The organism is Aeoliella straminimaris (genome assembly GCF_024054565.1).
In the GTDB taxonomy this organism is placed as follows: Bacteria; Planctomycetota; Planctomycetia; order Pirellulales; family Lacipirellulaceae; genus Aeoliella; species Aeoliella straminimaris.
In genome coordinates, this window is record NZ_JAMXLR010000055.1 from 119,530 (window position 1) to 134,150 (window position 14,621).

At 55.1% G+C, this 14,621-nt stretch carries 11 protein-coding genes and 1 pseudogene; all 12 read right to left on the minus strand.

The features are described from left to right. Positions 1-71: 71 nt before the first annotated feature. Positions 72-938 (minus strand): hypothetical protein, encoded by an 867-nt coding sequence (locus NG895_RS15725; protein WP_252853476.1) that lies wholly within the window; start codon positions 936-938, stop codon positions 72-74. Between the two features lie 5 nt (positions 939-943). Further along, positions 944-1,822 (minus strand): hypothetical protein, encoded by an 879-nt coding sequence (locus NG895_RS15730; RefSeq protein ID WP_252853477.1) that lies wholly within the window; start codon positions 1,820-1,822, stop codon positions 944-946. A 438-nt stretch (positions 1,823-2,260) separates the two neighbouring features. After that, positions 2,261-2,589: pseudogene (locus NG895_RS15735) on the minus strand (IS256 family transposase); the annotation flags it as partial. A gap of 1,118 nt (positions 2,590-3,707) precedes the next feature. Continuing rightward, positions 3,708-4,256 (minus strand): serine O-acetyltransferase, encoded by a 549-nt coding sequence (locus NG895_RS30910; RefSeq protein ID WP_425267234.1) that lies wholly within the window; start codon positions 4,254-4,256, stop codon positions 3,708-3,710. Then, positions 4,253-5,662, minus strand: a complete 1,410-nt coding sequence (locus NG895_RS15745) for an O-antigen ligase family protein (RefSeq protein WP_252853478.1) — start codon at positions 5,660-5,662, stop codon at positions 4,253-4,255. The genes NG895_RS30910 and NG895_RS15745 overlap by 4 nt, the downstream gene beginning before the upstream one ends. Further along, the gene (locus tag NG895_RS15750; protein WP_252853479.1) at positions 5,662-6,774 is read right to left on the minus strand and encodes a glycosyltransferase family 4 protein; all 1,113 of its coding nucleotides are present in this window, start codon (positions 6,772-6,774) and stop codon (positions 5,662-5,664) included. Before NG895_RS15750 ends, NG895_RS15745 begins: the two co-directional genes overlap by 1 nt. Before the next feature lie 33 nt (positions 6,775-6,807). Beyond that, positions 6,808-7,764, minus strand: coding sequence for a hypothetical protein (locus tag NG895_RS15755; RefSeq protein WP_252853480.1), 957 nt, complete (start codon positions 7,762-7,764; stop codon positions 6,808-6,810). A 62-nt stretch (positions 7,765-7,826) separates the two neighbouring features. After that, positions 7,827-8,729, minus strand: coding sequence for a glycosyltransferase family 2 protein (locus NG895_RS15760; protein ID WP_252853481.1), 903 nt, complete (start codon positions 8,727-8,729; stop codon positions 7,827-7,829). Then, a complete protein-coding gene (locus NG895_RS15765; protein WP_252853482.1) occupies positions 8,729-10,006 on the minus strand; it encodes a polysaccharide pyruvyl transferase family protein in 1,278 nt (425 codons plus the stop codon). The genes NG895_RS15760 and NG895_RS15765 overlap by 1 nt, the downstream gene beginning before the upstream one ends. Beyond that, positions 10,003-11,301, minus strand: a complete 1,299-nt coding sequence (locus NG895_RS15770) for an ABC transporter ATP-binding protein (protein WP_252853483.1) — start codon at positions 11,299-11,301, stop codon at positions 10,003-10,005. The genes NG895_RS15765 and NG895_RS15770 overlap by 4 nt, the downstream gene beginning before the upstream one ends. Before the next feature lie 39 nt (positions 11,302-11,340). Then, positions 11,341-12,312 (minus strand): ABC transporter permease, encoded by a 972-nt coding sequence (locus tag NG895_RS15775; protein ID WP_252853484.1) that lies wholly within the window; start codon positions 12,310-12,312, stop codon positions 11,341-11,343. Between the two features lie 77 nt (positions 12,313-12,389). Further along, positions 12,390-14,219: a hypothetical protein gene (locus tag NG895_RS15780; RefSeq protein ID WP_252853485.1), complete on the minus strand. Its 1,830-nt coding sequence runs from the start codon at positions 14,217-14,219 to the stop codon at positions 12,390-12,392. Positions 14,220-14,621: the final 402 nt, after the last annotated feature.

Genomic DNA, 14,621 nt, shown 5'->3' on the forward strand with positions numbered 1-14,621 from the left:
ACCTTCGCTGCCGGACTAGCCGCTCCAAATTTCGTGTCAGCGCAGCTGCAACAATACCGCGGGATTGCGCACTATTCAATGTGCACCTCTAGCATCCACTCATAAGCGGTCCCATTCAAGCACCCAACAACTTCGCTATAGTTGGTGAGGGATTGCGCTGGCGAGAACGGATTGGTCTTCCGGTTTTTCACGGCAACTTCACAACAAGTAATGTCCAGAAACTCGCACACTTTCTGGTAGGCGGCATTCGCATTGCAGGACTCAATATCTTCTTCATAGTCAATTTGCAAGACGTTTTGCTCGGCAAGCAGCGTCGATATTTTCGCATAGGCATGATCGACTTCCTGCAAATACGCCATGAGTGTACGACCGGGTGCTGAACCGGTGGTGACGCAACCGCAGTCGATCGCGAATTGCTGGGCACGTGACTCGCCGTCTGGCGAAATATGCCAGTTTCCCCGGTTCTTGCTCGCGTAGTGCGAAATCAAGTGACGAAGTGTATTGCGTCTCTTGAGCACGATGTAGTGAGTAACACCGATCTTTTCGCAAGCGGCCAGAAACCTCTCCGTGGTCGTTCCCAGCACAGCCGAATACTGATCCTCTAGAAACTTGTACTCAAACCCGTAATATCGCGATCCAGAGATCACAAACTGCTCCTTCGTCCATCGCGCGTAGTCTAGGTCGGCAACCCTTTTGCCGTACAGCTGTTGAGCGATTCGATGGATCTTGCCATCCCAATACACCTCTGGATTCTGGTGCAGCATGTTTGCCAGAACCGTGCTCCCACACCGACCAATATGCAGCATCAGCACTACGCCACGTCGATTGCGTGAATTGGCATGACCCAACATCTGATCGTAGCGGCGTGTAATTCGACGACCAATAGGATGAATTCGTCTGGGTACGAGTCCAGCCAGATAGCGGCGGATACGAGCCATGGCTGCTAATCCCTGATAGTCGTTGTTGGCAACGGTACTTTGGCAGAAGTTCCAGTGCCCCCGGCAGTTGATACTGGTGCTGTCGCATTAACGCCATTAGCAGAACTCGCACCGGCACCGTTTGTGAATAGCGACTCCTCGAATCGGAGCACTTGCCCAACTAGCGAGTCCATGTCGTCATTGGCATCGATCACTAGTGTGGGGATTCCCAGTTCGTCTGCTCTCTCCACAATGCGATCGTAAGCGAAAGTGTCTGAATGGACTCGTTGGGAAAGTTCGTCATTGGATTCTTCATGTTGGAACACTCCCTTAGCAAGGCGTTGCGACCTGCGATTGTGAAACCGTTCTAACACTATGTTTGGGTTACTCGCACGGAGGTATATAAAGCACTTGCCATTCCAGAGGGGTAAACTTGTTTGTTTGTTCAATTGCAGTACTTCCCGAGGAAAGTTCTTAAAAAGACCTTCTTCGAGCGCAAAGCCCCTTGGGAAGGTATGACACGACATATACATACTGGCGTAGACAGCAGTCACACTTTGGGAAACGGCAGTAATACTCTGCCATGGTTCCTGCTGCGAGTGGATGACCGTATCGAGCCTATTGAATAGAATGTCGCGATGTAAGCCCTCAATCTCGTCGGACTGCACACTAGTTAACACTAGATCCCTTAAGTGATACTGAAAAAACCAACGGCTCTTCAACTTCGCCAGCGAAAGACTGAAGAGAGTGCTCTTGCCTGCGCCCTTGGTGCCAATCATTTCAATCGCCCAACCTTTAGTCGATGTGGCAGGGTATTCTTGCAGGGTCTGAAGTGTGTAGTGAGCCCGCACCTCTAGCCCATTCCTCCGAATCGCCCGTTTGATTAGTTCTTTGAGGGACACCATCGATCGACGAACGCAATCTGGAAACACGGGGAGAATGCAGGTTCAATTACCTGAGTGGGCCACTTCGCAGCACTTAACGAAGGCTTAGCAATTAACCCAATCTTAATCAGAAATTTGCGCTTTTAAAAGAAGTTCGGGTTGTTTTTGACCTTTTCAGCGCGGTTATGGAATCGATTCTGTAGAGCTGTCCGCAGCCTTGGATCGCTTGAAACCGTTGGCCTGCGATGACCTCGAGACCGACAATCTCCGTCTAGAGATCGTGCGAGCCGTCAGTAGAGATTAGTGGCTGGTTTAGCGTGCTGTTTGCCTTGGACCTGTGGCCGCGAAGCGAATTGGCCTGACCAAGCCGAGGAGTTGGCAACTGGGCGTGTCCCGACACATGACGGTCCAAGGTGTAAAGAAGGAGCTATTGTCAATTGTTGTGTTCTGAAGCATGAGCTAGGCGGCGATTTGTTCCTGCAGGGTTCCGCCTTGGAAGGACCGCCCTTCGAAAACGAGGGATAGCTTTTCGTGGCAGTTCAGTCGCCTCCATCGCTTCGCTGCCGATGGGCCAGCTTGAACATCATCGTCAAGCTGGCGCGTCGTGTACCACTGCCTCTCGTTCGACGGTGTCGTAGTCGGATTGTGGCGAACGTTGACTCAATGGGGCTGGTCTTCCGCAGGTGCCCCCAGTCTTCGGCCGGGAAGTCGTGGAACGACATCAGCACCTCGCGATCCTTCTCGAGGCAATTGCAGGCCGGGGAGCAACTCGCGTCAACCTGCCTTAAGCTTGGACATAACGTATTCCTTGTGACAGCGTTAAGCCGCTGACGTGGTGATGCACATCGGCAGAATGCGATCCCTTTTCACTCATCAAAAAACACGACTTTCGACTATTGCTCACCAGAACATCCTGCAGGAGAGAGGCATTGATCAGTTAAAAACTACCGAGTTTACGCGTCTCCTGTAGCACGCCACTACACTTGGGACTTGGCAAAGATCCGACGCATGATGGTCGGGCGGGCGTCGCGAAGTAGCTGCCGTCGCTCATCCAGGTCGAAGTGCTCCAACTCTGGGAACTCATACCGTTAAGCTTTCAGGATATCGTCGACACTCTCGTACACTTTACATTCGGGAGTGGATGACAATGCACTCAAGAGCTTCCTTGTCGTGTCAATTCTGACGAAGTCGTGACACTCTATCAAGAAATCATGTTGTTTTAGGCGTTCTGCAATTTGACTATCGACGAGCTAGATCTCATAACCTTCGCAATCACAGAAGATGAGAGCTCTATCTCCCAGATCAAGATTGAGCAACGTCGCCTTATTGCAAAAGCCACCCGTCTCGACATCTACCCCATTGAGTACTTCGAGCTCCGAGATTACCTCACTACACTTCTTTTCAAACTGGTCATATTCTTCTGCCGCACAATCACTATAATCCCTCGCCTAGCGTAGCTTCACAAAAAACCTGCTGACATTGCCAAAGGTCTTATCTAAGCACCACCAGACCATTCTCACGTTCACCAGTAGGTGAAGCAGGTCCTTCATCACGTGGCTAGCCATCTACCACCTTCCCTCACGAGAAGTTCAAGTCGAACAAAAAACTACCCGTCACCTACACTCAGCTGCAGCGCTTGGTTATGTCGCGTCTGCTGTCAACACAATGTGCAAGCAGTATATCGGTCGGTGTCCCCTAGCTGGCAAGTTATAGGAGATATCGACGCCCGGGGCGTGTCAACCAGTCTCGGATCCATACCCGGGTGCAACAATGATTTGGTCCACGGTGAATCCAATTCCGATAGCATGTGGCGCCGTCGAATTTGACCAACACGCAACTAGACTCCCTCGGCTTGGTGAGTTCGGCGTGAAAAAAGTGCATTTGCGGCGGTGATAATGCAGGACCGCTAGGTAGGCTTCGTCGTCTCCAAGTTGTGATTAATGTCTGCCCCCCGACAATCCCGGGGCGTCAGCAAGACTCGAGCTGGAACACCAACGGCAGTAGCACCGGCGGGAACATCACATAGGACCACGGCGTTGGCCCCGATCTTGACGTGATCTCCGATGGTGATACCGCCAAGGATTTTTGCTCCGGCGCCAATGTCTACGTGCCCACCGATCTGAGGTGCACCAATGGAAGAACTCGATTTGCCGATGGTAACCTGTTGAAAAATGAGACAATTGGGGCCGATCTTGGCTGCAGGGTGGATGACGACACCATTGGGGTGGGGTAAGCGAAGGCCGCCCTCTATGTGCGAATTGAGAGGTATATCCGCACCCGACACGGCACTCCAGAAAATGTGTCCAGCTACGTGAAACTTCCGTCGCCAGCGTGCCCAAAGACCATTCCCGGAGATGCTTTGGTAGCGACGCACATGCAGCAGTAGTCTTCGTGCCGGATCCCAGAAATTTTGCGGCTGCTCTCGACTCCAGTCTGGATCGGTTGCTGAATTCATTTCGAGTGTCCAGGCGTGAGTTTGCGTTCGAGAAGTTCACTTTGAGTATGGTTGCCTCGTCCGAAATGAACACTCGGTTCACCGTCGGTTTTGGGCGGGTGAGCGAACGACTTGTTTACGACCGTCCCGAGTATCCCGCCCGCCATCACAAAGTACACAGGGTTGGGCATTGCGTTAGGCAAGCAGTCGATCGCGTACAGCAACACAGTGGTCGCCAATACGAGCGCAGGCGCTGTTCGCGGAAGACTCAAAACCCTGGCAGGCTGTTTCCATACCATTAGTCCGAGCGGTAGCAGCAAAAGTGCGAAATACGAGCACAGACCAAACAGTCCACGGGTCCCAAATTCAATAATCCACAACCCGTCTGTCACCGACTTGTCGTCCCCTTTTTCGCCATGGACTCGGTTTCTTCCCCATCCACCCCAACCGAATAATGGTCGCTCTAAGGCCCTTTCCGCCAGGATATCCTCCATTTCGAATCGGAATTGCAGCGACCCCGCTCGCTCCTCACTTATCCAACTGGCAGCTTGCACCGCTGGCTCCCAACCGTATTCGCCAGTTAGTCTCACGCCAATGTACACGGGAGGAATGAGCAGCAGAGCTATTAGGGCAATTTTGGAGCCCATCCATTTGGTCAATACGAGTACGGTCATGCCCATCAAGAGCAATAACACGGCCCCCGTCGAGCGCGTTAGTATCGCGACCCCCACGAGCCCTATTGCAGCGAACATCGGCCTGAGCCCCAGCAATTGAGGCAGTCGCTGGTTCCACCACAGCCAGAACGCCGTGAGCGCCGAGGTTACCATCCACATCGATAGCTGAAGGCCATCCTTCATGAAGACGACGGGGCGCCAGCCACCAAATCGGACCAGATTCCTCCGGTTGCCAGGACGGTAGCCGTAGATATCCACATGAAGATGGGGGCTCATGCGCATCTCGTAGAGGCACAGCGGTAAGTACAGCAGGCCCCCGACCACAATCGCCACAGCAAGTGCGGAAAGGTCGTCGACGCTGCGGAAATACCCCCTGCCGAGCAAGTAGGGCATTCCAACGGAAATCACCTTACTTACAACACCCGAAACGCCGTCGTAGAGCCCTAAGTCGTTGGTCAGACTCGAAAGCATGGGAGCGATGCAAATGAGGATCACCGGGGCGTCGATCCAACGAAACCGGAGCCCCACGAATCGCGTCGGATCGAAAGCCAGCGTGGCAGCAAACACACCAAAGCAGGTGGCTGTCATCTTCGAATAGTCGGGGATGAGCGGCAATTGAAATTCGTGCACCGGCAGGAATAGCCAGCCTCCAATCAGCGCCGTCAACATCGCGCTGCGCGGCGGGAGCGCGGCGAACAGCATCAATATCGCCAACGGCCAGAGAAACAGCGCACCATCTGCTAATATCTGCATCAGTGTTTAGCCATTCGAAGCGGTTGCCCGTCGCACAATTCCGCCCAGCGATCGTTGGACGTGGCCTGGAGTGCTGCCTCGAGTCGATCCGTGGCATCCTCCCACGAGTAGGAGTTCGCAGTGGAATATGCCAACTCGGACATGCGTACCCATTCGGCAGCTGGCATCGCAACCGTACGGCAAATCGCGTCGGCCATCGCTGGTGAATTTTCTTGGGGGACGAGAATGCCACCTCCTTGGCCGATCAACTCAGGGGCGGCCCCGGCAGGTGTGCCAATCACCGGCGTGCGGCAAGCCATCGCTTCCAGAATCGGCAGTCCAAATCCCTCCACACGACTCGAGAAGAGCCATGCATCGCACGAGGAGTAAATCGACGGAATTTCGGACTGTTTAGGTCGATGCCAGTAACGATCGATCACTCTGCGATCAGACTCGTTGCGGAGAGTCGCCCGCCCAAATGCATGCACGTTGAAGTCGCATTCCTCTCTGGCCAAATGGATCGCCTCCAAGGCAATGTCGGATCCTTTATAGCCATACCCGCCAAACATAAAGCCAATCGTAGGCGAATCACCTTTCGACCTGGGCGCCGTGGTGAACTGACGGCAATCCACGGCGTTGGGAACCGTGAATGCTAGGAAGTCGTCATATTCATCTGCCATCACCTGGCGAAGCCATTCCGAAACGCAGATCTTTCGCAGCGGCAACTGGTAGGTTCGCCTGCTTCGATCTTGCGGTAGACTGGCATGGACCTCGTGATGTTGCACAAGATAGAACTTCGCTCCCTTGCTCTGATCGAAGTTGGCCAGCCACTCCGCCGTCTCCCACCAGGTGGCAATAATCACGTCGGCGTCGGCAACATCCTCTTCTCGTATCGGTCCGCCATGATTAACGACACGGAAATGGATGCCAAGATGATCGTAGTGGGTTTGAGGCCGCTTCCAGCCTTGGCCCTTCAGTAGGTCTTTAATCCGGCGACTGTACGAAGGCTCCCTTGGGCGCGAGCAAACTACCTCCACTTTGTGCCCGCGCGCGGCCAGCCTCTGAGCATAGATTCCCACGACGCGTTGCCCGCCGCTAATATTTGGAAATGGTGAAAGAAAGGTGATTTTCATATCAACTTGGAGTTAGCAAGAGCCATGTGAAACTTATGGAACGGCGAGACGCAAAGCTTCTTGGTAATAGAGATGTCGGTTGCCATGTCCCGCGAAGTGGCTACATACTGCTCCATTCGGGTGAAAGGACACGTCCGGAATCGGAATCGAATAGCTGGCCGGCAGATAAGACCAGCCATGGCCGGCTGCCAATGCCGCGTAAGCTGCTTGCTCTATGAAGTAGTGTTTACGCCAAGCGATATCGAAACTCGCCAAATGATTCTCAAGTTGATTGAAATCTTCCCTGCAAAAAGTACGGTGAATCATCAGCCCAGCATTCAAGTTGCCTGGCACTTTCTTTCCTAAGCGTGCCTCCAATGCTCCGGCAGAACATGGATATCCGCACAGGATATCTCGCATGAAGAACATCTCGGAACTACCTTGACGAAGCACTTCGATTGCCTCCGCGATGTCACCTGGCACATCGTAGAAAAGTACATCTCCATCAAGAAGAATACGGTACCGAGATGTTCCCACGACGTTCATTGTAACCAATTTGCGCCCACCGAAATTCTGTCGACGCAACTCATCGAGCAGCGGAAAACGTTTACGCGGAAGCACTGACTCGACTAGTTGATCGACTTGTTTGCTCTGGATAATCTCACAACCGGGCAGCCGGCTAGAAAGGAACCTGCCGTTGTCATTCGACAATGTACCATCCGAAACGAAAGTAACAGCGAGTGGTTCCGCGATATGGCGCAACAGCGTCCAGGCCGCCAAACAGGCCATACTAAAGTGCCTCGCTCCACACATTACAATCAGACCTGTGTCTGAATCGTCTCTGCATGCGATCTCCGGCATCCGACTTACCTTGCCACGCAAACGAGCATCGAGATGCCGCAAATAATATTTCGTCTTTAGTTGCCGCCAACCTCCGTCAAGAACGGCCCACTTTGTAAAACCGAGCGTGCGACGCAGACGCGATTTACTTTTTTGATTGGGTACAGACATCGCTGTTCGTAGTGTCTTGTCAGTGAATCTACTTTTCGCCACGAGAGTCACATGCCTAGCTGCTAGTATCCCCTCATCGCGCAGACCAGCACCTTCCAACTTGCCGGGCTCAGTGGTGACGTCCTGACGGCTCGCCAAGCATGCTTTCGAGCTAGTGGGACGTTTCCACCGGCCAGTGCCCACCAAGCCCAGCGAACTCGGGCTCTGCGAGTGTGAACTGACGTTGGGAGACGAATGTTTGCAGGAGGTGTACCTAGTTGACGGCGGCGATACGCGTCAGTAAGGGCACGCAATCCGCGTTCCTGCTGTTCACAGATTCTCTGGTGGCATACTGACCCAAGGTGGACGCGGTAGCGGAGCAGTGGTTCCATCAAGTTCTCGAGCAGTCCAATTTCCGCCAACCGCAACCATAAGTCGTAGTCTTCGATGTAGAGCATCTCTTCTCGATACCCCCCAACCTTGTCCAGTGCCGCGCGTCGAATCAGGACCGTCGGGTGCACGATCACTGCCCAGACATTCTCCACCATATGCGCACGGTCGATTTCTTCATGCGTACGCTTGATGGGAAGTTTAGCAAGCACTTCGTTTTCACTATCGACATGCGTCACCGCTGTGCCGACGCACACATGGTCTAGACGAGGCACGAGAAAATCAGTTTGTTTCTGCAACCGGTCCGGTAAGGAAATATCGTCGGCATCCATGCGGGCGATGAATTCGCCCCGTGCCTCGGACAGCATCTCGTTCAGTGCAACGACATAGCCGGTATTCGGACGACTTTTGAGCCGGATTCGTTCATCTCTTTGGGCATAGTGTTCCAGAACCTTCAGGCTGCCATCGGTCGAGCCATCATCGATGATCAGGAACTCAAAGTCGGTATATGTTTGCGCGAGTATACTCTCCACCGCCTCGGCGACGTACCGCTCGGCATTGTAGACAGGCAGGATGACCGAAATAGTAGGAGGCATTATACGTAGCTCCCTTCCACTAAGCCCGCAAAGTGGGAGTAAGCCGCTTTTTGGGCTTCCACTTGCTTTGCCGCCAATTCTTGGGTGGATTCAATCCCTTCTTCCGCCTTGCTTAACAGTCGGCCCACCGCGGCAGATATCCGCCGGGGCGTGTCAGGCTGGGTGGCATCGATGACCTCACAAAGCTGATGGTCAAAGCACTCCGCCAGCCCCTGGTGTTTGGCAACATAGTAGTCGGAACTGGCCAACATGACGGCTGGTATCCCCATGGCCAGGGCAAACACAGCCGCGTGGTACGCACCGGTGACGACGACCTTGCACTGCGATACCAACTTCATCACGTCGCCCGGTGACGATACGCCTCTCCATAGTTGCGGGGATCGATCTGGAAAATGGTCCCCAAACGTACAAATGTCGGAATCTGTACCAAACAGGCAAATGGGAATAGGGAGCAAGTCGCAGCGAAATTCGTCTGATAGCGACCGCAGGGCGTTTACCACTCGTTCCTTCGCTGTATGGTCGCCCAACCCGGAATAGCCAGCTACCCGGAGATTGATCCCGATGTACGGCCGATTCGCGGGGAGCGGCATTGCGCTGGCGGGTTCGATAGCGTCGTCACCAGTCACGCGAAACCGATCGCGTGGCACTTTTAATTGAGTGAGGATACTTGGCCCCAGCGTATGTTCCCGGAGGGTGATGAGATCCACGCGACGCAAACAGCGGGCCAAGGTCATTGACTGTCGATCCGCCAAAGGTCCGAGGCCCTGTCCCATGAGGGCGAGGCGTTTACCCATTCTCACGGCGATCGCCAGCAGTTCCAGCTTCTTTCTTGTCTGGCTGCGAAAGCTGTCGCAAAGGTATCCGCCACCCGAGAGCACAAGCGCGTCGGTCTCCTCCATCAGTTCTTTCCAGGCTCGCATACGGTCCTTCAGTATTTGCCGCCGCGTTCTGATGGCTGTCCAGCGGGCCGCCGCAGCGGGCGCCACTAACCGTGCACTGCGTTCAATCCCCAAAACGGGCGGATGAATGCCGGATGGAAGCAGTCGCCTCAACGCTCCGAACTGGCCAAAAGGCATGCTTATCGCGGCATACTGCTCCCGAGGTACGGCCTCTGCTTCTGGTATCAACTCACTAAGTCGTTGGGCATTGCCGCAGACAACTCTGATCCGCGCATGCGGTTGAAGCTGCTTCAGGCGGTGCACGGCAACCTGCAACATCGCTATGTCGCCCACGTTGTGCAGGTCGTAAGTTCCGTTGTCGACGAGAATCGTACTCATTCGTTGCTTGCCCCAACACTCAGAGGTGCGCTTACGCGGCTGGTGGTGTTACTCCAGCGATGCGGCAGAATCACGGCTGAGTACCTGTTCTGCTGCACGTCGCGGCCTCCGACAACGCCAGGGGCGACTTCAAATTCGAAGGCACCTTCGACGCGATCCACCACACTTCCCCGGGAGTCCAACTGGATGTTCAAGGAGTAGCGTCCGGGAGATAGGCACATCGAGTCGATGTTGCATTGGAGGATCTTCTGTTTGGTATTCTCCAGCAGATCGTCCAATTCACATGGCGTATCGGTCGAGAAGGCAGCCAATGGCTCTTGCCCAGCATTGTAAATGGTAAAGCGAAAATTCAGTGGTGAGACGTCACCGTCGAAAGCAAAGCAGAAACAAGCTGGTTGCCCCACCATTAAGCTGGTCGCTTTATCGCGGCGGCCCGATTCAACCCATGCATCAACGCAACGGACGTTGCCGCTACCATATCTGTCGGTACGTGATTCCAGCGATTGCAAGGCGCCTGCAGAGCGGAGGTGCAGATAGTCATCCACCACAACGCCCGTTTCACCAATATGACGCACTTGACCATCGGCTAGCAGAATGGCGTACTTGCACAGTCGCTGGACGGCCGCCATGTTGTGGCTCACGAACAGCACGGTTCGGCCTTGGCCCTGGGCCACTTCCTGCATCTTGCCGAGGCATTTCTTCTGAAACTGGGCATCTCCCACCGCCAGCACCTCGTCGACGATCAGGATCTCCGGCTCCAGGTGCGCCGCCACGGCGAACGCTAGCCGAACGTACATCCCGCTGGAGTAGCGTTTGACGGGGGTATCGAGGAATTTTTCGACCTCGGCAAAGGCCACGATCTCGTCAAATTTGCGATCGATTTCGACCTTCTTCATGCCGAGGATCGAGCCATTGAGGTAGATGTTCTCCCGACCGCTAAGTTCCGGATGGAAGCCGGTGCCCACCTCCAGCAGCGACGCCACCCGCCCGCGGAGTACGGCCCGCCCCGCCGTGGGATCGGTAATGCGGCTTAGCACCTTCAGCAGGGTGCTCTTGCCGGCCCCGTTGCGGCCGATGATGCCCACCACCTCGCCTGGCTGCACCTCGAACGAGACATCCTTGAGGGCCCAGAACAAGTCGTCCTGGTTGCCACCGCCACTGAGGTGTTGGAAACGTTTAAAGGGAGCCTTGGCGGCGCCCACCAGGGCATCGCGAAAAGTGGGATACTTTTCCTCGCGCAGCCCCAGGCGGTAGGCCTTGCCGAGGTTCTCGACGGTGATGATGGGTTTAGTCATGTTCCAGTTAGCTTTGGTAAGAAGAGTCGTGAGCTGAGCCTAGGCAATATCCGCAAAACGACGTTCCGTCTTGCGAAAATAGAACATGCCGAACACCAACAGGGCGGCCGTGGAAACAGCGGAGACGCCTATCATTTGCCAGGGAACTTCGGTGCCGAAGATACAGCTCCGGAATCCCTCGATGATCCCGGCCAGGGGATTCAGTGCATAGATCAGGCGATAGCGTTCGGGAACGATGGTCGTGGGGTAGACAACCGGGCTGAGGAACTGCCACCCCTGCACCATGAACGGAACGACAAAGCGAAAGTCGCGATAGCTGACCGTCAAGGCGGAGAGCGTGTAGGCGATTCCCAAGGAGGCGGACCACACCATTAGAACCAACAGAGGAAGCAGCAGGATCGTCGGTGCTGGCACCACTCCGTAAATCGCCATCAGGGCGCAGAACACCCCAAAGGAAAGCCCCATGTCGACGAGCGAGCCGCTGACGGTCGCCGTGGGCACAAACAAGCGGGGGAAGTAGATCTTCGTGAGCAGTTGCTGCTGACTCACTAGCGACATTCCCCCCATCGAAATGGCATTCGAGAAAAATAGCCACGGAAGCAAGCCGGCATAGACATATACCGGGTAGGCATTCACCAGGTGAGCGGGCAGCGTTTCCTTCAGATTGGCGAAGTTGCCAAAGATGACGGTAAACACGGTCACGCTAAAAATCGGCACGAGTACGGCCCAGGCGATGCCCAACACCGTTTGCTTGTAGCGGACCTTCACATCCCGCCAAACGAGAAAAAACAGCAGTTCTCGATAGCGCCAGAGCTCACGGAAGTCGATCGGAATCCACCCCCGCTTGGGCTCAATAACGAGTTCCTCTTGCTGTTCGGCCAGATGGCCCGTGACCTCGGCGATCTCCTCCTCAACGGAAGGGGTCGTTTCGAGTGCAGGCCCTTTCTGGAGCGAAGCGAGCACTCCCACGACGCTCTCATTCGAGTCGAAGGCCTCCTCGGTGGTGGACATAGAGTTAGACATATAGATACTGAGTTTCTCTGTTCGGTTCGAAGCGATGCAATTGTTTATTCGCTCTGGGCAGATCCCTAGCCAACCACGCCCAACATCGGTGCTTGCAGTTCAATCAGGTCTTGGACCGCGGCGCGATTGGCGGGATCACTTACCGCAGCACGGTTGGCGGCGAGCATGATGCCGTCGGCCCGGGCTGCCAGCAACTGAAAATCTGCCCGGGCGGTGACCGGCGGACCGGCAACCAGGATGATGGAGTACGTCTTGCGACAGTGTTCGAATAGCTCGGTAATACAACTACTGGCCATGGCCTCGTGCGGAAAATCAACGTCACCGGCCGAGATTTGATCGACTCCCGGACAGGAAGTGGGTTGGATCAGGTCGGCGGCCTCATCACACTCTCGGGAGAGGAAGTCTGATAGGCCAAATTGCCGGACCGCAGGAACGGAGGCTCCCGCGGCACTTTTACCATTCTCTGGTGGTGCCTTGGGGTTCGACGTTCCCTCCGGCCTCACTAGACCTTTGGTCCGTTCAAGCTCCTTGTGTTGGCCTCTGGCTTTTGCTGGAATTCGAGAATGTGATGGACACATGGCATCGACGATCAAGACCCTTTCCTCACGGTGGGCAAGGCATTCGGCAATGGCCGACATGAGCCGAACCGGCGGGGGCGCCTTGGCAAGGTTACTCATGAGAACCACAAAACCCGACTTGTTGGCGCACTGCTGGATTCGCAACGTGGTCATCCGCACGGCCTCGTCAAAACGCCAGTCGGGAGCATCCCCTTTGCCGATGCTGTAATTGGACAGCAAACGCTCTGCAATCACAGGGAGGCCCCAGCGACCGGCAAAGCGGGCCACGGGGCTTTCGCGAGCCGCGAGCCACTCGAGCCCGAAAACAGGCATCGCCAAGACGGCCATCGACGCGGCGAAGAAGAGTACAAACAGCTTCTTCTTATTTGAATCCTCCACGACGGTTTCCGTGCCCGCTTTCGTCTCCACGACAAACTCTTGGGCTTGGGAGTCGCGAATCAGTTTGATGTTATCTAGCTGCCGGGTGAGCGCAGCGAACTTACTCTCAGCCGCTTCGAGTTCCCGCTCCTCCCTGAGGAATCGGCTACCGAAATCCTCCCCCAGTGGGGAAGTACCAGCGCCGGTAGCGCCAACAGAATCGATGTCGGCTTTGAGCCCTTTTAGGCGACTGTTATACAAGGCTTTTCGATTGTCGAGCGGTATCAGCTCGATCTGGAGGCGCTCTTGGCGACTCAAGAGCGAATCGAGTCGAGACGTCACCGCAAGGGTCTCTGCCGTCTCAAAGCTGGTAGCCGGCGGCAGCAGGGTCGGCCCCAGGCTGACCAGTCTCTGCTTCCAGGCGAGGTAGCCATCCTTCGATTCGACATTTTCTCGAAGTAGCTCGGAGAGCTGTTCATACAATTCCTGCAGCTCCTGCCACTCACGATGTCCCTTGCGGATTCGCTTGGCCGACTCCTCGACGTATTGCAAGCGAGGTTCAGCAGCCACTCGCTTGGCCTGCTCGAGACTTGACTGCACCTGTTGGTCCAAACGAGCCAACTGCTGCTCAATGCTCGCACGCGTGACATCAAGCTCCTCAAGTCGCGACTCTGTCGAGGACAACTGGGCCGCCAAGGATTTAGCATCCTCTATCCCGCCGCCTCCCTTGCCCAACGCCGCGGCCCGATCGCTTTGCGCATCTTGCATTGCCGTTAGCAGGGTAGTGGTCGCGCTATTCAGTTCTGTCTGGGCTGCCCCCAAAGCCGAGTGCACGTAGTTATAATGCGAATCCAGCGTTTGCTGGCGGCGTTCAGCGGCTTCCTTAATGAGACTATCCATCGTATCGTTGACCAGCTCGATGCCGTCTTCGGCGTCTGCCCAGGTGAGTTCAAGTTCCATAATACTGGAACCCCTTGTGACCTGACACTTAAATCGGTCGGCCAGCTTTGTTGGCGGCATTCCTAGCCCGTGCTTGTCGCAGATATCTGTCATGTTCGTTGTGGAGAATAGAATCTCCTTGTATGTCTGCAGGCTCGGTGGCTGGTATACATTCGGACCAGGCGGCAAAGGCAGGCCTTGGTAGATAAGGCTGCCATGAATGGTGGCCGACTTCGAATGAAACTCGGTTGCTAAATAGAAGGCTACCGCTCCGCTAGCCAGTAGGCAGATGGCGAAGACCCACCATCTCTTCCGGAGTACCTCCAGGATCAAGGAGTCTTGCGGTCCGTCGACATCTTGGGCCGGCGCGGAGCGGTTGACTCGTCCTACCTCGAACTGCGAGTGGGAAGTCGTTAAGTAGTG

What these genes read in the sequence shown, in the direction of transcription:
- NG895_RS15725 (WP_252853476.1), bottom strand. Translation starts at nt 938, where the DNA reads ATGGCTCGTATCCGCCGCTATCTGGCTGGACTCGTACCCAGACGAATT.
- NG895_RS15730 (WP_252853477.1), bottom strand. Translation starts at nt 1,822, where the DNA reads ATGGTGTCCCTCAAAGAACTAATCAAACGGGCGATTCGGAGGAATGGG.
- NG895_RS30910 (WP_425267234.1), bottom strand. Translation starts at nt 4,256, where the DNA reads ATGAATTCAGCAACCGATCCAGACTGGAGTCGAGAGCAGCCGCAAAAT.
- NG895_RS15745 (WP_252853478.1), bottom strand. Translation starts at nt 5,662, where the DNA reads ATGCAGATATTAGCAGATGGTGCGCTGTTTCTCTGGCCGTTGGCGATA.
- NG895_RS15750 (WP_252853479.1), bottom strand. Translation starts at nt 6,774, where the DNA reads ATGAAAATCACCTTTCTTTCACCATTTCCAAATATTAGCGGCGGGCAA.
- NG895_RS15755 (WP_252853480.1), bottom strand. Translation starts at nt 7,764, where the DNA reads ATGTCTGTACCCAATCAAAAAAGTAAATCGCGTCTGCGTCGCACGCTC.
- NG895_RS15760 (WP_252853481.1), bottom strand. Translation starts at nt 8,729, where the DNA reads ATGCCTCCTACTATTTCGGTCATCCTGCCTGTCTACAATGCCGAGCGG.
- NG895_RS15765 (WP_252853482.1), bottom strand. Translation starts at nt 10,006, where the DNA reads ATGAGTACGATTCTCGTCGACAACGGAACTTACGACCTGCACAACGTG.
- NG895_RS15770 (WP_252853483.1), bottom strand. Translation starts at nt 11,301, where the DNA reads ATGACTAAACCCATCATCACCGTCGAGAACCTCGGCAAGGCCTACCGC.
- NG895_RS15775 (WP_252853484.1), bottom strand. Translation starts at nt 12,312, where the DNA reads ATGTCCACCACCGAGGAGGCCTTCGACTCGAATGAGAGCGTCGTGGGA.
- NG895_RS15780 (WP_252853485.1), bottom strand. Translation starts at nt 14,219, where the DNA reads ATGGAACTTGAACTCACCTGGGCAGACGCCGAAGACGGCATCGAGCTG.